The sequence below is a fragment of the Streptomyces sp. bgisy100 genome, from assembly GCF_057709105.1.
This window is the reverse complement of the sequence record NZ_JBYITE010000035.1, coordinates 39,575-58,461: the sequence shown is the minus strand read 5'-3', so window position 1 is coordinate 58,461 and position 18,887 is coordinate 39,575. Positions and strand designations below refer to the sequence as shown.

The following is an 18,887-nucleotide window of genomic DNA, read 5'->3' as shown; positions in this document are numbered from 1 at the left end:
ATCGCCGTGACCGGTCGTCTCAGCGTGGAGATACTGGCAGCAGCGGACCCCGTCGAGCCGATCACCTCGGCGGGCCATGCGCAGCTGGGCCTCGCCGTCCTCGTCGGCATCGCCGTCATCGTCCTGCTCATCACCCGCTGGAAGGTGCACGCCTTCCTCGCCCTGACCATCGGCTCCCTGGTCCTCGGCGCCGTCGCGGCGGCCCCCCTCGACAAGGTGACCGAAAGCTTCACCACGGGCCTCGGCGACACGGTCGCGGGTGTCGGGGTGCTCATCGCCCTCGGCGCGATCCTCGGCAAGCTGCTCGCCGACTCCGGCGGGGCGGACCAGATCGTCGACACCATCCTGGCCCGGGCGAGCGAACGCTCCATACCCTGGGCGATGGCACTGATCGCGGGGATCATCGGTCTGCCGCTCTTCTTCGAGGTCGGCATCGTGCTGCTGATCCCGGTGGTGCTGCTCGTCGCCAAGCGCGGCCACTACTCCCTGATGCGCATCGGCATCCCGGCCCTGGCCGGCCTGTCCGTGATGCACGGCCTCGTCCCGCCGCACCCCGGCCCGCTCGCCGCCATCGACGCCGTCGGCGCCGACCTCGGCGTCACCCTCGCCCTCGGGGTCCTGGTCGCCGTGCCGACCGTGGTCATCGCCGGCCCGGTGTTCTCCCGGTACGCCGCCCGCTGGGTGGACGTCACCCCGCCCGAGGGCCTGGTTCCGGAGCGCCCCTCGGAGACCCTGGAGCGGCGCCCGAGCTTCCCCGCCACGGTCGCGACCGTGCTGCTCCCGGTCGCCCTGATGCTGGTCAAGGCGCTGGTGGACATCGTCGTCGACGACCCCGAGGACCACGTCCAGCGGGTCACCGACGTCCTCGGCTCCCCGCTGATCGCCCTGCTCGCGGCCGTGATCGTCGGGATGTTCACCCTCGGCCGGGCGGCCGGCTTCGGCAGGGACCGGCTGGCCACGACGGTGGAGAAGTCGCTGGTGCCGATCGCCGGGATCCTGCTGATCGTCGGCGCCGGCGGCGGCTTCAAGCAGACGCTGATCGACTGCGGCGTCGGGCAGATGATCCTGGAGTTCTCCCGGGACTGGTCGGTCTCCGCGCTGCTGCTCGCCTGGCTGATCGCGGTCGGCATCCGGCTGGCGACGGGGTCGGCGACGGTGGCCACCATCTCCGCCGCCGGGCTGGTCGGCCCGCTCGCGGCCGATATGAGCACCCCGCAGGTGGCCCTGCTGGTCCTGGCGATCGGGGCGGGCTCCCTCTTCTTCAGCCATGTGAACGACGCAGGCTTCTGGCTGGTGAAGGAGTACTTCGGGATGAGCGTCGGCCAGACGTTCAAGACCTGGTCGGTGATGGAGACCGTCATCTCGGTGGTCGGCATCGGCTTCATCCTGCTGCTCTCGCTGGTCCTGCCGTAATTCCGGTCCCGCGGGAGCGGGCGGGGGCCGGGTCCGGACGCTTCGATCCGGCCGCGCGGCCGTCCCCGCGACCGTCGCGGGCACCGGTTCGCGACCGTCTCGGGCCCCCCGACCTCCGGCGCCGTGGCCCCCCGTCCCGAGGGGGCCGCGGCGCCGTGACGTTCGCCGCCCCGCTACCGTCGCCGCATGACGAAGCCGAGACTGCGCGCCCACGAGTGGTGCGGGACGACCTGGGACGATCCGTCCGAGGACCGGCTCCACGACCTGCTCGCCGATATGAATCTGCGTCACTGCTTCGTGGTCGTCGACCGGCTCGACGCCCCCGGGCCCGGGGACCACTACATGCAGGTCCATCTCAACGAGGACATGAGCTGCCTCGTCGAGTACCGCTCGGGCGGCCCCGAGACGCACCACCGGGCCGTGGTGACCGAGCCGTTCGGCCTCGGCGGCTGCGACATCGTCGCCCCGGTCCTTCAGGCCTGGGCCTTCGGACGCGCCGGCTGGCGGGAGGCGCTGCCCTGGGTGCCCTGGGACGCCGAGCGGGACGCGCCCCGGGCGGACGGTGCCGCCGGCCAGGCCGGGTGAGCGGCGAGGTCGGACGGGTCGTGCGTGGCCAGGGCCACGTAGCCGTCGGGCCGGATGAGGAAGAGGCCGTGCTCGGCGTAGGCCTCGCGGGCGATCGGCGCGTCGGCCGGTACGCGGTGGGCGTGGATCGTCGCCCCGTCGACGGGCGGGAGTTCGGCCGTCCCGAAGGCGAGGAGGGTGAAGTGGGGTCCGCGGAAGAGGTCGAACAGGCGTGAACCGTCCGGCAGCGGGGCGTCCGGCGCCCGGTCGCCGGCCCGCAGCGCGCCCTCCGGCAGGGCGCTCCGCCGCTCGACCGCCAGTGATCCGTCCCGGTAGCCCAGCCCCAACTGCTGGGTCCCGGCGTCGCGTCGGGGCATCACGTCGCGGGGCGCGGACAGCATGGCCCGGTGGATGTCCGTGCTGATGCCGAGCACGCCGGCGGCGATCGGGATCCGTTCCTCCTCGTAGGTGTCGAGCAGTTCCGGCCCGGCGAGGCCCTGGAGGACGAGGCCGAGTTTCCAGCCGAGGTTGTAGGCGTCCTGCACGCTGGTGTTGAGCCCCTGGGCACCCGCGGGGGAGTGGATGTGGGCGGCGTCGCCGGCGAGGAAGACCCGGCCGGAGCGGAAGTGGTCCGCCATGGCGGCGCGGGCCCGGAAGTCCGAGGCCCACAGCACCTCGTGGATGTTCCCCTCCGCGAGATGGGTGCGCTCGGCGACCACGGCCCGGATGCCCTCCGGTGACAGGTCCGGTGCCGAGCCGTCCGAGTACCGGGCGTAGATCTGGAACGTGTCGGTCCCCGCGAGCGGGCACATCATGAGGACCCCGGCGGGCGAGTGCGGCCAGACGTGCCAGTTGAGCCGGTCGATGCCGTCCGCCCGGACGTCCGCCACCAGCATGGGTTCCGGATCGACGGTCTCGCCGGTCATGCCGATGCCCAGGGCCTTGCGGACGGTGCTGCGTCCGCCGTCGGCCGCGATGAGGTAGGCGGCGCGGACATTTTCCACCGAGCCGTCCGCGCGGGTGAGGGTGGCGGTGACGCCGTCGGCGTCCTGGGTGAAGCCGGTGAGTCCGGTGGAGAAGTGGACCTCCCCGCCGAGCTCCCGCAGCCGGGTGTACAGGATCTCCTGCGTACGCCACTGCGGCAGCATCAGCGCCTCGCCGTAGGGCGCGGTGGGTGTCGGCTCGCCCCGCGGGATCATGTCCCACTCGTCCCCCCGCCGCCCGTCCGTCCACGTCACCATCGGCGGCAGCGGGCCGCCCGTCGCGTACGCCGCCTCGATGACGCCGAGATCGTCCAGGACCTCCAGCGTGCGGGGCTGCAGCCCCTTCCCCCGCGATCCGGGGAACAGCGCCGCGGCCCGCTCGACGATCCGGGCCCGTATCCCCCGCCGCGTCAGGTCACAGGCGAGCGCGAGGCCGGTCGGCCCGGCTCCGGCGATCAGAACGTCCGCGTGCTTAACGTTGTTAAGTTCCATGCCTCAGAGGATCGCCTTAACGTTGTTAAGTTGTCAAGGGCGGGGCGTGGACCGCGATTTCGGTGGTTCACGGGAGGGTTTGTCGGACGGTGACGGTGACGGCGATGACGGCGAAGGACGGCGAAGGCGGACAGGCCCAGCCTCGCGCCGCCCCGGTAGAGGCCGCGGGCCTGCTTCGCGACCACCCCGGGGATGGGTCGGCCGACGGCCCGCCGGCGCCCGCTGGCGGCCCCTGACGTCGACGTCGCCGTCGCCGTCGCCGTCGCCGTCGCTGTCGCCGTCGTCGGCGACCGGAAGGAAGCGCATGCGCCGGGGCTGAGAAGAGAGTTGGTGCCGTCATGCCGTGAGCACGGCATGACGGCGTTCCTCGGAACCTGAATGCGCAGGCCGGCGAGGTCGTGGCCGAGGAGTCCGGTGTTCTGCTGCGTCGGCCGCTGTGACAGAACGAAGACGCCGCGGAGGACCGCCTGTAACTCGGTGCGGGATACAAATACTTCAGACCGCACGCACCGCGCTTCTTCTGGGGGAACGCCATGAAGTACACCCGCATCGCCGCTCTCGCCGCCGTCGGCGTCGCCGCCTCCCTCTCGCTCACCGCCTGTGGCGGCAATGGCTCCGGGAAGGTCTCGTCCTCCAAGGGCTCCTCTTCCTCGTCTTCTTCGTCCTCGGAAGACGGCTCGACGGCGGAGAGCGGCTCGGCCTCCGACAGCTCGAAGTCGACGGCCGACGACGCGAAGCCGGGTTCCGGACAGGACACCGAGGCCCGCGCCGGCGCCGCGAACGGCGCGACGGGGACCGGCGGCAAGGTCAAGTTCTGCAGGACGCAGGACCTGGCCATCGACGCCCGGGACGCCGCGACCGACGAGGCCTCCGGCAGGATCGACATCACCATGGTCAACCGGGGTTCGGCCACCTGCTCGGCGACGGGCTTCGCGGGCGTCGACATCAAGGACGCCGACAACACCTCGAACCCCATCGAGCGCGGCCACGCCCAGCCGCGTATCACCACCCTGAAGCCCGGCGACGCCGCTGTCTTCAACCTCGCCTACGACATCGACAGCACCGGCGACAGCCTGGCGCACCCGACCAACATCCTGGTGACGCCCCCCAACGAGACCCACACCGTGAGCCTGAAGTGGCCCGCGGGCGCGGGAGAGATCAAGGGCGCCTACACCGATGTCCAGGTCTACCCCACGCACACGACCAAGTAGGGGGCGCGGCCGGCCCGGTGGCCACTGAGCCTGAACTCGTGAAGCCGTCGGGGTGAGGGATGGGCCGGTGCCGACGAGGCGGCCGTCGAAGTGGGGTCCGCGGAAGAGGTCGAACCGGCGTGAGCCGTCCGGCAGCGGGGTGTCCGGGGCCCGGTCGCCGGCCCGCAGGACGCCCTCCGGTACGGCGCTCCGCCGTTCGACCGCCACCGCCCCGTCGTGATCGGGCCGCCCACCGCGTGCGCCGCGTCGATGATCCCGAGATCGTCGAAGACCTCCCAGGTCCGGGGCTGCAGCCCGTCCCCGTGAGCCGGAGAGCCTTAACGTTGTTAAGCTCCATTTTCCGAGGCCGGCCTTAATGGCGTTACATCGTCAAGGGCCGGTGGTGCTGACAGGGAGAATGGCCGGATGGCGACGACGCGACTGGACCGGGCACAGGTGGTGGACACCGCGCTGCGGCTGCTGAACGAGCTGGGGCTCAACGGCCTGACGCTGCGTCGGATCGCCAAGGAGCTGAACGTGCAGGCGCCCGCGCTCTACTGGCACTTCAAGAACAAGCAGGAACTGCTCGACGAGATGGCCACCGAGATGTTCCGGCGCATGGTGGAGCCCCCGGAGGCCTGGCCGGCCGGGGCGAGCTGGCAGGAGCAGATCGGCGCGTCCTGTCGCGCGCTGCGCCGCGGACTGCTCCGCTACCGGGAGGGCGCCAAGGTCTTCAGCGGCACCCGCTACACCGGCCGGGACCACGACCCCTACCTCGAGAAACACCTGCAGGCCCTGGTCGGGGCCGGGTTCACCGTGGCGGAGGCGACGCAGGCGTACTTCACGTCCTACGCCTTCACCATCGGCTTCGTGATCGAGGAGCAGGCGGTGTACCCGGAGCCGGGCGAACGCGACCCCCGGTACGACCCGGCCGAGCGCGCCGCGGGCATCGGCCCGGACTACCCGCTGGCCGCGGCGGCCGGGGAGCACTTCTTCACCGGTTACGAGGAGCGCTTCGAAGCGGGCCTGCGGATCGTCCTCGCGGGGGTCGAGCAGGTGCGGGGCGGAGGGGGCCCGTCCGGGTCGTGAGAGCCGGGCCCGGGCCGGTGTCTACGGCGAGGGCGTAGGCTTCCATGGGCTTCCTGCGGAGCCGGTTCGGCCAGGGTCAGCCCAGCGCCTTCTCGATCGCTTCGAAGATGTCCGCGTCGGTCTCCTGCTGCCAGGGCGGGAGGTCAGGCCAGTCCGCCACGTAGCCGGGCTTCGGGTCGTCGAAGTGCTTGAACATCTGGGCGGTCCAGCAGGTCGCGACGAAGCGGCTCTTCTGCTCGCGGGACAGCCGGGCCGTGGTGCCTCCGCTGATCTCCACGAACTGGCGGACCTGCTCGTAGACGGAGCCCGCGGCCTCTCGCTCCCACTGCGGCGTGTCGTCCCACGGAGTCACGTAGCCGGCCTTCGGCTCGCCGGGGAAGTGCTGCTGGACACCTGCGATCCAGGATTCCCGGAACAGTCGTGCACCATCGGTCTGCGACATGGCTACCCCTCTCGTCACGGCGTGTTCAGAGCGGCGATCTCTTCCCCCAGCTCCGCCACGCGGTGGTCCCGGCTCAGGGGGCCGAACTCGTCGCACAGATAACGGAGTTTACGGGCGGCCGTCACGACCCCGGGGCGTCACCGCCTTCGCTGCCGCCAACCGCTCCGGGGCGAGATCGGCGCAGTCTCGGGCGTGCCGGTCGAACGGCCGGGGCTGTGGTGGCCGGGCTCGCTCGGCCGCCCGCCGCCACCTCGCCACCCCGCCCCAGCACCCGGACTCCCCGCGTGCTCCCCGTGATCGCTTCCGTGCGCTGGGGCGGACCGGGTGAGATGTTTCCTTACTCTCTGTCGAGCCATGCTCACTTGGGGTAGCGTCTGCGTTCCGCTTGCCGCAGTCGCACCTTCACGAGAGGCGTTTGCCCATGCGCACCGCCGTCGCGGACGTACCCCACTCGTACACCCTCTACTGCCCGCCGCTGTGCACCTCCCCGCTGGTCGCCCGCGACTTCGTGGCCACGGTGCTCCGCTCGGAGCGGCTTGACCATCTCGTCGACACGGCGATGCTCTGCACGTCCGAGCTGGTGACCAACGCCTATCTGCACGCCCGCGGCCTCGGTTCGCTGCTCTGGCTGGCGATCGAGGCGGCCGACGTCCGGGTCACGGTGTACGACGGGACGGCCGAGCCGGTCACCCGGCGTCCCGCCACGGCCGACGGGGAGAGCGGGCGCGGGCTGCACCTGGTGGACGTCCTCACCCACGGCCGCTGGGGCACGGCGCTGGGCGCGCCGATGGGGCTGGGCGGCGCCCAGGGCAAGGGCGTGTGGTTCACGCTCCCCGTCGCGGTGGCGCCAGTGCCCGTTTGATCCGCGGGGTCAGCGGAGTCTCCACCCACCGGTACAGCAGCCACGCCGTCCCCAGCATCGCGGCGATGGCCAGCGGCAGGGTGGCGTAGGCGGGCAGCCCGAGCGTCCGGTGCAGCACGTGCACCGTCACCCAGCCGAGGTGCTCGTGCACCAGGTAGAACGGGTAGGTCAGCGCGCCGGCCACGGTCAGCCAGGGCCAGTTCGCCCAGCGGAGGTGCCCCAGGGCCACCGCGCCGACGGCGACGAAGCCCAGGGTGACCACGGCGACGATGCCCAGCGAGGGGCGGTAGGAGAAGAACTCCGGGTCCGCCGGGTGCCAGAGGCGGTCGACGGCGTAGTGCTGACCGATCAGCCAGCTTGCCGTAACGATTCCCCACGCGGTCATGTCACGCCGGTCGAGGTGGAGCAGGTACAGGCCGATGCCGCCGATGAAGAACGGCGCGTACTCGGGCATCAGCACCAGGTCGAGCAGCGGCTCGTTGGCGGCCTCGGCCACCGCCGCCGCCAGGGTCCACACCGCGCAGAACAGCACGATGCGCTGCCGGTTGGCGCCGGGGAGGATGACGCAGAGCGCGAACAGGGCGTAGAAGCGCAGCTCCGCCCAGAGGGTCCAGCAGACGCCGAGCACCCGGTCGACGCCCAGCGGCATCTGCAGCATCGTCAGGTTGGTCAGGGCGTCGCTCGGCGACACCGCCTCGTATGTCACCCAGGGGAGCGCGAACACCGCCGTGACCAGGATGATCGCCGCCCAGTAGGCGGGGAAGAGGCGCGAGACGCGGGAGGCGAAGAACGCGCGCAGCGGCCGGCCCCAGCCGCTCATGCAGATCACGAAGCCGCTGATGACGAAGAAGATCTGGACGCCCAGACAGCCGTAGGCGAAGACCTGGGAGGCGGTGGGGAACTGGACGGCGGGGGAGCTGCCCCAGGCCTCGCCGATCTCGCCGTCCCGGCCGCCGAAGTGGTAGCAGGCGACCATCAGGGCGGCTATCAGCCGCAGTCCGTCGAGGGCGCGCAGCCGCGCGCCCCGGGGCGCGCTGGATATCGTGCGCGCCGCGGGCCGTTCCCGCGGCGCGGGCGCTCCCGGTGAGGGCTTCGGGAGCGTGGTGCCGGCCGGAGCCGTCATCCGAACGCGGCTTTCTTCTTCACCAGGCGTCGCTGCACGGCGCGGGCCCGGCGCGCGACCCGGCGGACCGCGGCGTTCCGCGGCAGGAAGGCGAGCTGGGACGGGATCGCCCCGGGCAGCGCCAGCGAGGTCAGCCGGCGGCGCTTGAAGTAGCGCCAGGTGCGGGTGTCGAGCCGGGTGGCCAGGAAGCGCTCCGCCTCGGCCCGCAGGCCGGGGTAGATCTGCGACTGCATGGCGTAGCCGACGGCGGCGACCAGCCCGGTGAGGCGGTCCGCGACCTCCTCGCGGGACGGGGAGGTCCAGCCGGTGACGGCGGCCGCGTCGGTGATCTCCGGCAGCAGCGCGTCGACCACGGTGACCGGGACGCGGTTGCTGTTCTGGTACGGGCTGAGCCGCTCCAGCAGCAGGTCGGTGCCGGCGCGGGCCACCGGGAGGCCGTAGAACGCGCTCGCGGTGAGGAGCGCGGTGGAGAAGCAGCCGACGACGAGCGCGGGCCGCATCCGCTGGTACAGCACCTCGGCGAGCACCGGGGTGTCGAGCACGGTCAGCCGGACGCCCAGCTCGCCGGCCTCCTTCTCCAGCACGCGCGACCAGCGGGCGGGAGCGGTGGGGTGCGGCTTGAACACGATGTTGTGATGGCCCAGTTCGGCGGCGCCGCGCAGCATCGTCACATGCAGCTGTTCCTCCTCCTCGGGGGTGAGGATGTCCAGGGCCGACAGGTACTGGCCGAGGAGCAGTGCGGGGGCCGTCGGCTCCGGCAGGGTCTCGCCGCCGGCCTGGTCCTCGGCGAGTTCGGCGAGGACGGCGGTGAAGACGTCGGTGGGGACGACCTCCGGCTCGACGCCGAACTCGGTGAGCAGCAGCGGGCGCAGGCCCGGCACGAGATCCAGGTGGAGCAGCCGCCGGATCCGGGTGCCGACCAGCGGGTCGAGCTTGTTGCGGGTCGGGCCGTAGCTCATCAGCCCGTCGGCGTAGACGTCGACCGGGGCCCCCGGGAAGAGCTGGGTCAGCGCCAGCGACGGGTTGACCTGGATGGATTCGACGGCGAGTTCGACCTCGTCGTCGCCGAGCCCCCAGAGCAGCCGCAGATGACGCTCCCAGAGCGGGACGTCGTCCTGGCGCGGGGACCAGCCGCCGGGGTGGAACGGGCTGATCGTCTCGTTCCAGGAGAGCACCCGGTCGAAGCGGCCGCGGAGCCGTTCGAAGCCGGGCATGGTGTCCACGGACGGCGTCGTCTCGGGCGTCGTGGCGTTGTTGCTGATCAGCAGCAGCCGGCGGTCGGCGGGCCCGAAGCAGTCCGCGTCGAGGGCGGCGGCCAGGGTCGCGGCGCCGTAGAGGGTGGAGGCGAAGAAGATCTGCGTCTTCCGCCGGCTCCGTGCGAGGGCGGGCATCAGGCGGCCACCTCCGTGGTGACGGGCCGGCGGCGTACGCGCCGCAGCCGCGAAGCGCGCTGAACGTCCATGGAGTCGATGGCCTCCTGCAGAACGTCCTGCGGCATGCGCTTCAATGCGGCGGCGCTCATCGCCCGCAATTTACGCGCCACCGCAGGCTCGAACCTTTCGATACCGGCGAGGTGGTGGGAAATGATGGCGCAATACGTGCGCACGGCTTTCGGGAGCAATGCGTCGGCGTTCGGATCCTTTGCCGTCTCGTCGATCACCTGGTCGAATGCGCGAATGAAGTCGAGCTGGCGGACATCGCCGATCTGGGTCAGGGAGGAGGCGACCCCGCGGCGGTAGAAGACGCCGAGCAGGCCGAGTACCGCGAACGACCGTGCCTCGCGGTGCAGCCGCCAGATCCACGGCCGGTCCTCGGCGGTGCGCAGCCCGTCCCGGAAGTGCAGCAGCCCCTCGTCGGCGAGCCGCCGGTGGTACATGCCGGCCCAGGCGTAGGCGTAGTCGACGGAGGTGCTGCGGTCGGCGGGCAGGATCGCCTCGCGCGGCGGCATGACGACGCCGCGCCGGCCGTGCGGGACGCGGTGGATGCTGCGCGCCCTGGCCGTGCACTGGACGTGGTCGGTGCGGACGAAGTCGCAGCCCAGGTCCTCCATGGCGGCGAGCAGTTGCTCGTAGTACCCGGGCGCGAGCCAGTCGTCGCCGTCGAGGAACGTCAGGTACTCACCGCGCGCGGCGTCGAGGCCGGTGTTGCGCGCGGTGGCGAGACCGCCGTTCTGCTCGTGCCGCACCACGACGGCACCGGGCAGGTCCCGCGCGGCCCGGTCGAGGATCTCCGGGGTTCCATCCGTCGAACAGTCGTCGACGAGAATGAATTCGAAGTCCTCCCGGGCGTTCGCGCGGAGACTTCTCAGGGTGTCGGGCGCGTATGTCTGCACGTTGTAGAACGGCACGATGACGGAGAGCTTAACCACCCGGGTGACGGTAGGCGGCTCCCCGACCGTAGTCTTGACCTACGGTGAACTCACGGGTGAACGAAATATGGCGGATCGGTTAACCGGCTTCCGTCACGGGCCGATTCGCCATTCGGCGATGTGCTGTTAACCCTTTGTTGCGGCTGTGTTGGGCCGCGACTCGAAATGCCTTCCTAGCGTCATCGACGTGCCAGTAACCAGTCACCGCCAGCGGGTTGCCGTGCTCGCCGATTCCGATACTCGATGGAAATGGGGCGCACTCACCGCAAACCGCCTCGTATCGGACATCCGCCTCGACGGATACCTCCTGCGCGGACGCGCCACCCCGACCCCCCGTCAGCTCGACGAAGTGGGCGTACGGGCCGACTCGCTGCGCGAGGTCACCGGCGTCGAATTCCTGCGGACCGTCGCGGATTCAGCGTACGACGTCGTCGTCCTCGCCTGTGTGGGCGGGGCCGTCCAGGCGATGCTGCACGGACTGGCCCGCGCGACGGCGACCGCCGCGGCAGGCCCGGACGGGGTCCGCCGCAAGCGCCCCGTCGTCGTCACCGGCTACGTCGGCGTCGTCTACGAGAAGCTGGCCGACGGGCTGCTGCTGCGGCACGGGGCCGACCTCGTGCTCGCCAACTCCCGCCACGACGCCGAGCGGTTCCGCGCCGTCTACCGGGGGGTGAACGCCGGAACGGACAGCGTCGTCGAGACCGCGCTCCCCTTCCTCGGCGGCGCCCGCCACGACGAGCAGGCCCGCGGGGACCGCCCCTTCACCGTGGTCTTCGCCGCCCAGCCCTCCGTCCCGGAGAACCGCGCCGACCGCACCTACCTGCTGCGCCGGGCCGCCACCCACGCCCGGCTGCACCCCGGCCGGGAGGTGCTGGTCAAGCTGCGCAGCAAGCCCGGCGAGCACACCACGCACATCGAGGAACTGCCCTACCAGAAGCTCGCCGCGCGGCTGCCCGGCGGACTCCCCGACAACTGCCGCCTGGTCTACGGGCACATGGGGGAGGTGCTGGACCGCACCGACCTGCTGGTCACGGTCAGCTCCACCGCCGCGCTGGAGGGGCTGCACCGGCACATCCCGACCGCCGTCCTCACCGACCTCGGGGTCCGCGAGGCGCTGGGCAACCACCACTTCCTCGGGTCCGGCTGCCTGCTCTCCTGGGACGAACTGGACGCCGGGCGGACCCCCGAGGCGGACGCCGGCTGGCTCGGCCGGCAGGGCGTCGCCGCCGACGGCCCGTACGAGACGGCCTTCGACGCCGCGCGGAACCGGCTGGCCGAACTGGTCGCCGCGGACGGGCTCCCGCCGATCCGCCCCTATTACACGAACGCCACGGCGCCCGGCTACCTCCCCGGCATCCTCGCCCGGCACGCCCTGGACCCCACGGGCGAACCACTGCCCGGGGCGAGCGCCGAACCGCGCGAGGAGGGCGCCCTGCGCCGCGCCACCCGCGGCTTCGCCCGCGACGCGGCCCGCACCGCCTACCGGCAGGGCGTCCAGCGCGTGGCGCCCGCGATCCGCCGCTGGGGGCAGCTGTGAGTGCCATACCCGGGGCGGCCGTGCCGTCGCGCGCCGCCGCCGCGGGGCCGGTGCCGCGCTCCGCACCGCCCGCCGCCTCGTCCGCCACGGTCACCGCGCCGCCGCGGTCCACTCCCGCGCCGCCGGGCAGCCCCGCGCCGACGCCGATCCGGGCTGCCGGGACGCAGCCCGCCGAACTCCCCGAAGGAGCCGTGATGCCTCCCACCGTGCTGGCCGTCATTCCCGCACGAGGCGGGTCGAAGGGCGTGCCCGCGAAGAACCTCGCGGCCGTCGGGGGCGTGCCCCTGGTGGTGCGGGCCGTCCGCGAGTGCCTGGCGAGCCGGATCGTCACCGACGTCGTGGTCTCCACCGACGACGCGGGCATCGCCGCGGCCGCCCGGGGCGCGGGCGCCGACGTGGTGCAGCGCCCGGCCGTCATCGCGGGCGACACCGCCACCAGCGAGGCCGCCGTGCTGCACGCGATGGACGCGCACGAGGCCCTGCACGGCCGCGCGGTCGGGACCGTGCTGCTCGTCCAGTGCACCAGCCCCTTCCTCGCCCGGGAGGACATCGACGGGGTGGCCGCCGCGGTCGCCGAGGACGGCGCCGACAGCGCGCTGACCGTCGCCGCCTTCCACGGCTTCGTCTGGCGCGAGGGCGACGGGACGGCCGGGCCGGCGGACGCCGCCGACGGCGACGCCGCCGGGGTCAACCACGACAAGTCCTACCGCCCGCGCCGCCAGGACCGGCCGCAGGACCTGCTGGAGACCGGCGCCGCGTACGCCATGGACGCCACGGGCTTCCGCGAGGCGGGGCACCGGTTCTTCGGCCGCACCTCCCTGGTGCGCACCGACCCGGCGCGCGTGCTGGAGGTCGACGACCCGCACGACCTGGCCCGCGCCCGCGCGCTCGCGCCCCTGATGGACGCCCCGCGCCCCGGCGCACTCCCCACCCGCGACGACATCGACGCGGTGGTACTCGACTTCGACGGCACCCAGACCGACGACAGGGTGCTCGTCGACTCCGACGGACGGGAAATGGTCGCCGTGCACCGCGGCGACGGGCTCGGGATCGCGGCACTGCGCCGCTCCGGTCTCGGCCTGCTGATCCTGTCCACGGAGCAGAACCCGGTCGTCGCCGCACGGGCCCGCAAGCTGCGGGTCCCCGTACTCCACGGCATCGACCGGAAGGACCTCGCACTCAAGCAGTGGTGCGAGGAGCAGGGCATCGCGCCGGAGCGGGTGCTCTACGTCGGCAACGACGTGAACGACCTGCCGTGTTTCGGCCTCGTCGGCTGGCCCGTCGCGGTCGCCGGTGCGCACGACATCGTGCGCGGCGCCGCACGCGCGGTCACCTCCACCCCCGGAGGAAACGGCGCGATCCGCGAGATCGCCTCGTGGATCCTCGGCCCCTCCCTCTAGAAGAAGGAACTGACTCACATGAGCACCACCCCTCGTCTGCGCACCCTCGGCACCAAGACCGCGGGCCCCGGCAACCCCGTCTACGTCACGGGCGAGATCGGCATCAACCACAACGGTGACCTGGAGAACGCCTTCAAGCTCATCGACGCGGCCGCCGACGCCGGCTGCGACGCGGTCAAGTTCCAGAAGCGCACCCCGGAGATCTGCACCCCGCGCGACCAGTGGGACATCGAGCGCGACACCCCCTGGGGCCGGATGACCTACATCGACTACCGGCACCGCGTGGAGTTCGGCGAGGACGAGTACCGGCAGATCGACGAGCACTGCAAGAAGCGCGGCATCGCCTGGTTCGCCTCCCCGTGGGACACCGAGGCCGTCGCCTTCCTGGAGAAGTTCGACGTCCCGGCGCACAAGGTCGCCTCGGCCTCGCTGACCGACGACGAGCTGCTGCGCGCGCTGCGCGCCACCGGCCGCACGATCATCCTGTCGACCGGCATGTCCACCCCGAAGCAGATCCGGCACGCCGTCGAGGTCCTGGGCAGCGACAACATCCTGCTCTGCCACGCCACCAGCACCTACCCGGCCAAGGCCGAGGAGCTCAACCTCAACGTGATCAACACGCTGAAGGACGAGTACCCGAACGTGCCGATCGGCTACTCCGGCCACGAGACCGGTCTGCAGACCACGCTCGCCGCCGTCGCCCTCGGCGCCTCCTTCATCGAGCGCCACATCACCCTCGACCGCGCCATGTGGGGCTCCGACCAGGCCGCCTCCGTGGAGCCGCAGGGCCTGCAGCGCCTCGTCCGGGACATCCGGGTCGTCGAGGAGTCGCTCGGCGACGGCGTCAAGAAGGTCTACGAGAGCGAGCTCGGCCCGATGAAGAAGCTGCGCCGGGTGCCCGGTGTCATCGCCGAGGGTGCCGACCGCGAGCCGGTCGCCGTCTGAACCGGCCGGAACCGCGCTGCCGGCGAGAAGCTGTCGCGCGAGAACACGAGGTGGAGCTCGGTGAGTACACCTGACGGGCCGCTGGGCCCGCCCCCGGAAGCGGCTCCGGGCCGGCGCACGGCGGCGCCGGCGGGCCGCTTCCGGGGCCCGGACCGGGCGGACCGCTCCCCGGCGGACGGCTCATCGGCGGACGGCCCGCCGGCCCCGGGGGCCCCGGACCTGGGGACGCAGGAGGGCCCGCCCGCCGTGGGGACTCCGGTGGGAACGACGGCGGGGACCTCGGCGGGAACCGTCGTGGGGACGCGGGCGGGAACCGTCGTGGGGACCCCGGCGGCCGTCGCGGGGACGCGGGCCGGACGGCGTTCCGCGGCCGGATCCCGGGCCGGGCGGCGGCCCGCGGCGGGGGAGACCCTCGCCTTCGTGGAGAGCCCGGTCCAGCTCCTGAACGTGCTGGAGTGGGTGTACGCCGACCGCTGCCGGGCGGCCGGGCAGCACCTGCCGGCGCCGGCTGCTGCCGAGGGCCGGGTCCCCGCCCCTGCTTCCGGGGCGGACGTTGTGCCCGGGCCGGTCGCAGTCCCGGGGCCCGCCGCCGAACCCGTGCCGGTCGCAGTCCCGGGGCCCGCCGCCGAACCCGGACCCGCCGCGCCCGACGGCGCCGCACCTCCCGCGCCGGACGGCGGCCGGCCGACCCCGGGGACCCCGAACCCGGCCACCCCGAACCCGGACATCCCCACCCCGGACGCCACGGCCCCGTTCGCGCCCCCGTCCGCCGGGCCGTCCGGCAGCGGCGCCATCACCGTCGTCGTGCTCTCCCCGACCGACCCCATGACCCGCGGCCAGCTGCGCCGGATGGCCGAGCTCGCCCGGGACGAGGGGCTCACGGTGCGCTGGGAGGAGGCGCGGGGCGGGGCCGGAGCGCCGTTCCAGACCATCGGCTCGCTGGCCCCCGCGCTGCGCCGGGCCGCGCGGATCGTCATCGGCGACCCGTTCTCCCGGTATGTACAGCTGCTGCTCACCCTCGCCCGCGCCCGGGACCTCGTCGTGGTGGACGACGGCACCGCGACCATGGAGTTCGTGGCCCAGCTGGCGCGCGGCGAACGGCTGGTGCGCTGGCACCGCACCGGGCGCCGCGGCGGGGCCCGCGAGGCCGTCTTCGCGCCGGTCGCCGCGGCGGCCCGGCGCCGGCTCACGCCCCGGCGGGGCCACCGTGTCGAGGTGTTCAGCTCGATGCCGGTCGAGCCCCCGGACGGCGTCACCGTGACCGGGAACGCGTTCGCCTGGACCCGGGAACGCTTCGGCCCGCCGCAGCTCACCCGGGGATCCGACCTGGTCGGGACCTCCCTGGCGGAGACCGGGGTGGTCGATCTCGACCGCTACATCGAGGCGGTCGGAGCCCTGGCCCGCGCCCACGGGGCCACCCGGTACTTCGCGCACCGGCGGGAGAGCGCGGAGAAGCTGCGCCGGCTCTCCGAGGAGACCGGTCTGGAGATCGTCCGGCCCGATCTGCCGCTGGAGCTGATCGCCCGGCGCGGTCCCATCGGCCGGACGATCCTGAGCTTCCCCTCCACCGTGGTGCACACCCTGCCGCTGGCCCTGGCCGGAACCGAGGTGAAGGTGGCCGTCTTCGACATCGACCCGGCCTGGCTCACGGACACCGCGTCCCCCCGGGCCCAGGGGTTCCTCTCCGGAGTCACCGGCACCGCCCGTGACGTGCACCGACTCGATTCGCTGCCCGCTTCGGCGCCCTGAGCGGCACGGCGGCGGGTGGTCGGCGGGCGGCCGGCGGGGCCGGGCACGGGCCGTACGGCTCCGAACCGGACCGCCGAACGCACAGCCCCGACTGATACCCGTCCAGGTGCGTGCTCATGCCGATCGCGGGCGGTTTTCCTTCGCCTATCGGGCTGAACTTTTGTTGATCGAAGGGCAGTTGCCCGGTGTGCGGACGTACCCTTCAAAGGGTGAACCAACTGATGTCCGCCGACACCGATGCCGACCTGCCCGCAGACTCCGAACTGCCCGGGGTGCTCCCCGACGCCCTGCGCACCGAGCTCATCGCCTTCCGGCGTGACCTCCACATGCACCCCGAGCTGGGCAATCAGGAGTTCCGCACCACCGCCGCGATCAAGGCGCGGCTGGAGAAGGCCGGCCTCAAACCCCGCGTCCTTTCGGTCGGCACCGGGCTCATCTGCGACATCGGCACCGACATCGGCACCGAGGAGGGCGGACGGCTCGCCGCGGGAGGCCGGCCGCAGCCGCCGCGCCCGATGCTGGCGCTCCGGGCGGACATCGACGGCCTGCCCATCCCGGACACCAAGACCGTTCCGTACCGCTCGACCGTGCCCGACCGGGCCCACGCCTGCGGCCACGACGTGCACACCACCGTCGTGCTGGGCGCCGGGCTGGTCCTCGCCGAGCTGGACCGGGCCGGTCTGCTGCCGCATCCGGTCCGGCTGGTCTTCCAGCCGGCCGAGGAGGTGCTGCCCGGCGGCGCCGCCGACGCCATCGACTCCGGCGTGCTGGACGGCGTGGGCCGGATCCTCGCGGTGCACTGCGACCCCAAGGTCGACGTCGGCCGGCTCGGGATCCGTCCCGGCCCGATCACCTCCGCCTGCGACCGGCTGGAGGTCGCGCTCGACGGCCCCGGCGGCCACACCGCCCGCCCGCACCTCACCACCGACCTGGTGCTGGCCGCCGCCAAGGTGGCCACCGACGTGCCCGCCCTGGTGGCCCGCCGGATCGACGCCCGGTCCGGTCTCGCCGTCACCTGGGGGCGCATCGAGTCCGGCCACGCCTGCAACGTCATTCCGCAGCACGCCGAGCTGTCCGGCACCGTCCGCTGCCTGGACCTCGCCGCCTGGCACTCCGCGCCCGACGTCGTGCACGCCGCGATCGACGAGGTCGCGACGCTGCACCGGGCGAAGTCGCAGGTCAACTACGTCCGTGGGGTTCCCCCGGTGGTCAACGAGCCCGGCACCACCGAGCTGCTGCGCGACGCCATGGCCGTCCGGCGCGGCCCGTACGCCATCGAGGACACCGAGCAGAGCCTCGGCGGCGAGGACTTCTCCTGGTACCTGGAGCGGGTGCCCGGCGCGCTGGCCAGGCTCGGCGTCCGGCCGCTCGGCGACACCACCCGGCGGGATCTGCACTGCGGGGATTTCGACGTCGACGAGGGCGCGATCACGGTGGGAGTGGAGCTCTTCACCGCCGCTGCGTTGCTCGACGGACACCGACCGTAAGCACCCGTCGATCCCGGTAACTGCCTGGTCAAGCGCCGTTCGCCTCGATCCGATAACGGGCTCCTGGAGAGGGTTTTATCGGGCATCTACGCGCGTTACGATGCGGCGAAACCAGCGCCGGAAGAGGCGCTTTCAGCCGAAGGGGAAGTCCTCTTGCGCCGGGTAACCAAGATCGCAGCTGCGAGTGTCGCCACCGCCGCGCTCGCATTCACCGCCACTGCCTGTGGGGAGTCGTCCACCGAGTCCGGTGGCAAGAACAAGGGCGTCGGTCTCGCCTTCGATGTCGGCGGCCGTGACGACCACTCGTTCAACGAGGCCGCCGCGCGCGGTGCCGACAAGGCCAAGAAGGAGCTGGGCGTCGGCTCCAAGATGCTGACGGCCAAGAACAACGAGACCGAGGCCGACCGCGAGCAGCGGCTGACCTCCCTCGCCGAGGCGGGCTACAACCCGGTCATCGGCGTCGGTTTCACCTACGGCAAGTCCATCTCCAAGGTGGCCAAGGACTTCCCCGACACCACCTTCGCGGTCGTCGACTCGGTGTCCCCGGGCAAGAACGTCGACAGCATCGTCTTCTCCGAGCATGAGGGTTCGTACCTCGCCGGTGTCGCCGCGGCGCTGAAGACCAAGACCGGCAAGGTCGGTTTCATCGGCGGTGTGAACAACGCGCTGATCCAGAAGTTCCAGGCGGGCTTCGAGCAGGGCATCCGGGAGACCGACAAGAAGGTCAAGATCAGCTCGGAGTACCTGTACGCCAACAACGACAAGGGCTTCAACGACCCCGCCGCCGCCAAGGAGAAGGCGAAGGGGATGCTGGACCGCGGCATCGACGTGGTCTACTCCGCGGCCGGCCAGTCCGGTGCGGGCTCGATCGAGGCGGTGTCCGGCAAGAAGGGCGCCTGGGCGATCGGTGTCGACTCCGACCAGTACCAGCAGCCGGGTCTGGCGAAGTACAAGGACGCGATCCTGACCTCGGTCGTCAAGAACGTCGACGTCGGCGTCTACGACGTGGTCAAGAGCGTCAAGGACGGGAAGCCGCTGACCGGCACCCACGCCTACCCGCTCGACAAGGACGGTGTCCGGCTCGCCACCTCCGGCGGGTACATCGACGACATCAAGCCGAAGATCGACGCCGCCAAGAAGAAGATCATCGACGGCGACATCAAGGTCGAGGACTCGCCCGAGAAGTGACCTCCGGTCGGCTCCGCCGACCCCGCGGGCTCGGCGGGAGTGACCACTCTCGCCG

17 protein-coding genes are annotated in these 18,887 nt (G+C 72.4%); 12 read left to right on the top strand and 5 right to left on the bottom strand.

Annotated elements, in window-relative coordinates; translation table 11 throughout:
* Positions 1-6: 6 nt before the first annotated feature.
* Together AC3EQ1_RS22150 and AC3EQ1_RS22145 are read left to right on the top strand one after the other, a co-directional pair.
* The gene (locus tag AC3EQ1_RS22150) at positions 7-1,413 is read left to right on the top strand and encodes a GntP family permease (protein WP_432096083.1); all 1,407 of its coding nucleotides are present in this window, start codon (positions 7-9) and stop codon (positions 1,411-1,413) included.
* Positions 1,414-1,599: 186 nt separating this feature from the next.
* Positions 1,600-1,998 (top strand): hypothetical protein, encoded by a 399-nt coding sequence (locus tag AC3EQ1_RS22145; protein ID WP_432096082.1) that lies wholly within the window; start codon positions 1,600-1,602, stop codon positions 1,996-1,998.
* On the opposite strand, the gene AC3EQ1_RS22140 is transcribed toward AC3EQ1_RS22145, so the two are convergent.
* On the bottom strand, positions 1,887-3,452 hold the full coding sequence (locus AC3EQ1_RS22140) for an FAD-dependent monooxygenase (RefSeq protein ID WP_432096081.1): 1,566 nt from the start codon (positions 3,450-3,452) through the stop codon (positions 1,887-1,889). The genes AC3EQ1_RS22145 and AC3EQ1_RS22140 overlap by 112 nt on opposite strands.
* A gap of 192 nt (positions 3,453-3,644) precedes the next feature.
* Here AC3EQ1_RS22140 and AC3EQ1_RS22135 point away from each other — a divergent pair, with 192 nt between their 5' ends.
* The 3 genes from AC3EQ1_RS22135 to AC3EQ1_RS22125 all read left to right on the top strand — a co-directional run bounded on the left by AC3EQ1_RS22135 (position 3,645) and on the right by AC3EQ1_RS22125 (position 5,731).
* The gene (locus AC3EQ1_RS22135; protein WP_432096080.1) at positions 3,645-3,830 is read left to right on the top strand and encodes a hypothetical protein; all 186 of its coding nucleotides are present in this window, start codon (positions 3,645-3,647) and stop codon (positions 3,828-3,830) included.
* Positions 3,831-3,985: 155 nt separating this feature from the next.
* Complete coding sequence (locus tag AC3EQ1_RS22130; RefSeq protein WP_432096079.1) at positions 3,986-4,663, top strand: DUF4232 domain-containing protein; 678 nt, start codon at positions 3,986-3,988, stop codon at positions 4,661-4,663.
* A 405-nt stretch (positions 4,664-5,068) separates the two neighbouring features.
* Positions 5,069-5,731, top strand: coding sequence for a TetR/AcrR family transcriptional regulator C-terminal domain-containing protein (locus tag AC3EQ1_RS22125; protein WP_432096078.1), 663 nt, complete (start codon positions 5,069-5,071; stop codon positions 5,729-5,731).
* A 76-nt stretch (positions 5,732-5,807) separates the two neighbouring features.
* On the opposite strand, the gene AC3EQ1_RS22120 is transcribed toward AC3EQ1_RS22125, so the two are convergent.
* Positions 5,808-6,173 carry a hypothetical protein gene (locus tag AC3EQ1_RS22120; RefSeq protein ID WP_432096077.1) on the bottom strand — a complete coding sequence of 122 codons (366 nt, stop codon included), beginning with the start codon at positions 6,171-6,173 and terminating at the stop codon, positions 5,808-5,810.
* Between the two features lie 421 nt (positions 6,174-6,594).
* On the opposite strand from AC3EQ1_RS22120, the gene AC3EQ1_RS22115 reads away from it, so the two are divergent.
* Positions 6,595-7,035: an ATP-binding protein gene (locus AC3EQ1_RS22115; protein ID WP_432096076.1), complete on the top strand. Its 441-nt coding sequence runs from the start codon at positions 6,595-6,597 to the stop codon at positions 7,033-7,035.
* Here AC3EQ1_RS22115 and AC3EQ1_RS22110 read toward each other — a convergent pair.
* The 3 genes from AC3EQ1_RS22110 to AC3EQ1_RS22100 are packed head-to-tail and all read right to left on the bottom strand — an operon-like array spanning position 6,998 to position 10,526.
* A complete protein-coding gene (locus AC3EQ1_RS22110; protein WP_432096075.1) occupies positions 6,998-8,158 on the bottom strand; it encodes an acyltransferase family protein in 1,161 nt (386 codons plus the stop codon). The two genes, AC3EQ1_RS22115 and AC3EQ1_RS22110, sit on opposite strands and share 38 nt — an antisense overlap.
* Positions 8,155-9,549 carry a polysialyltransferase family glycosyltransferase gene (locus AC3EQ1_RS22105; protein ID WP_432096074.1) on the bottom strand — a complete coding sequence of 465 codons (1,395 nt, stop codon included), beginning with the start codon at positions 9,547-9,549 and terminating at the stop codon, positions 8,155-8,157. Before AC3EQ1_RS22105 ends, AC3EQ1_RS22110 begins: the two co-directional genes overlap by 4 nt.
* On the bottom strand, positions 9,549-10,526 hold the full coding sequence (locus tag AC3EQ1_RS22100; protein ID WP_432096073.1) for a glycosyltransferase family 2 protein: 978 nt from the start codon (positions 10,524-10,526) through the stop codon (positions 9,549-9,551). Before AC3EQ1_RS22100 ends, AC3EQ1_RS22105 begins: the two co-directional genes overlap by 1 nt.
* 187 nt (positions 10,527-10,713) lie before the next feature.
* Between AC3EQ1_RS22100 and AC3EQ1_RS22095 the strand changes: the two genes are divergently transcribed.
* The 6 genes from AC3EQ1_RS22095 (at position 10,714) to AC3EQ1_RS22070 (ending at position 18,832) form a co-directional block, all read left to right on the top strand.
* Positions 10,714-12,063, top strand: a complete 1,350-nt coding sequence (locus tag AC3EQ1_RS22095; RefSeq protein WP_432096072.1) for a DUF6716 putative glycosyltransferase — start codon at positions 10,714-10,716, stop codon at positions 12,061-12,063.
* A gap of 194 nt (positions 12,064-12,257) precedes the next feature.
* Positions 12,258-13,463 carry a cytidylyltransferase domain-containing protein gene (locus AC3EQ1_RS22090; protein ID WP_432096071.1) on the top strand — a complete coding sequence of 402 codons (1,206 nt, stop codon included), beginning with the start codon at positions 12,258-12,260 and terminating at the stop codon, positions 13,461-13,463.
* An 18-nt stretch (positions 13,464-13,481) separates the two neighbouring features.
* Positions 13,482-14,408, top strand: coding sequence for an N-acetylneuraminate synthase family protein (locus AC3EQ1_RS22085; RefSeq protein WP_432096070.1), 927 nt, complete (start codon positions 13,482-13,484; stop codon positions 14,406-14,408).
* A gap of 420 nt (positions 14,409-14,828) precedes the next feature.
* Positions 14,829-16,157: a hypothetical protein gene (locus tag AC3EQ1_RS22080; protein ID WP_432096100.1), complete on the top strand. Its 1,329-nt coding sequence runs from the start codon at positions 14,829-14,831 to the stop codon at positions 16,155-16,157.
* Positions 16,158-16,378: 221 nt separating this feature from the next.
* The gene (locus AC3EQ1_RS22075; protein WP_432096099.1) at positions 16,379-17,644 is read left to right on the top strand and encodes an amidohydrolase; all 1,266 of its coding nucleotides are present in this window, start codon (positions 16,379-16,381) and stop codon (positions 17,642-17,644) included.
* A 153-nt stretch (positions 17,645-17,797) separates the two neighbouring features.
* Positions 17,798-18,832: a BMP family lipoprotein gene (locus AC3EQ1_RS22070; protein WP_432096069.1), complete on the top strand. Its 1,035-nt coding sequence runs from the start codon at positions 17,798-17,800 to the stop codon at positions 18,830-18,832.
* Positions 18,833-18,887: the final 55 nt, after the last annotated feature.

Excerpts from the sequence above, each read along its gene's own strand:
- AC3EQ1_RS22145 (WP_432096082.1), top strand. The coding sequence starts at position 1,600 with ATGACGAAGCCGAGACTGCGCGCCCACGAGTGGTGCGGGACGACCTGG.
- AC3EQ1_RS22140 (WP_432096081.1), bottom strand. The coding sequence starts at position 3,452 with ATGGAACTTAACAACGTTAAGCACGCGGACGTTCTGATCGCCGGAGCC.
- AC3EQ1_RS22135 (WP_432096080.1), top strand. The coding sequence starts at position 3,645 with ATGGGTCGGCCGACGGCCCGCCGGCGCCCGCTGGCGGCCCCTGACGTC.
- AC3EQ1_RS22130 (WP_432096079.1), top strand. The coding sequence starts at position 3,986 with ATGAAGTACACCCGCATCGCCGCTCTCGCCGCCGTCGGCGTCGCCGCC.
- AC3EQ1_RS22125 (WP_432096078.1), top strand. The coding sequence starts at position 5,069 with ATGGCGACGACGCGACTGGACCGGGCACAGGTGGTGGACACCGCGCTG.
- AC3EQ1_RS22120 (WP_432096077.1), bottom strand. The coding sequence starts at position 6,173 with ATGTCGCAGACCGATGGTGCACGACTGTTCCGGGAATCCTGGATCGCA.
- AC3EQ1_RS22115 (WP_432096076.1), top strand. The coding sequence starts at position 6,595 with ATGCGCACCGCCGTCGCGGACGTACCCCACTCGTACACCCTCTACTGC.
- AC3EQ1_RS22110 (WP_432096075.1), bottom strand. The coding sequence starts at position 8,158 with ATGACGGCTCCGGCCGGCACCACGCTCCCGAAGCCCTCACCGGGAGCG.
- AC3EQ1_RS22105 (WP_432096074.1), bottom strand. The coding sequence starts at position 9,549 with ATGCCCGCCCTCGCACGGAGCCGGCGGAAGACGCAGATCTTCTTCGCC.
- AC3EQ1_RS22090 (WP_432096071.1), top strand. The coding sequence starts at position 12,258 with ATGCCTCCCACCGTGCTGGCCGTCATTCCCGCACGAGGCGGGTCGAAG.
- AC3EQ1_RS22085 (WP_432096070.1), top strand. The coding sequence starts at position 13,482 with ATGAGCACCACCCCTCGTCTGCGCACCCTCGGCACCAAGACCGCGGGC.
- AC3EQ1_RS22075 (WP_432096099.1), top strand. The coding sequence starts at position 16,379 with ATGTCCGCCGACACCGATGCCGACCTGCCCGCAGACTCCGAACTGCCC.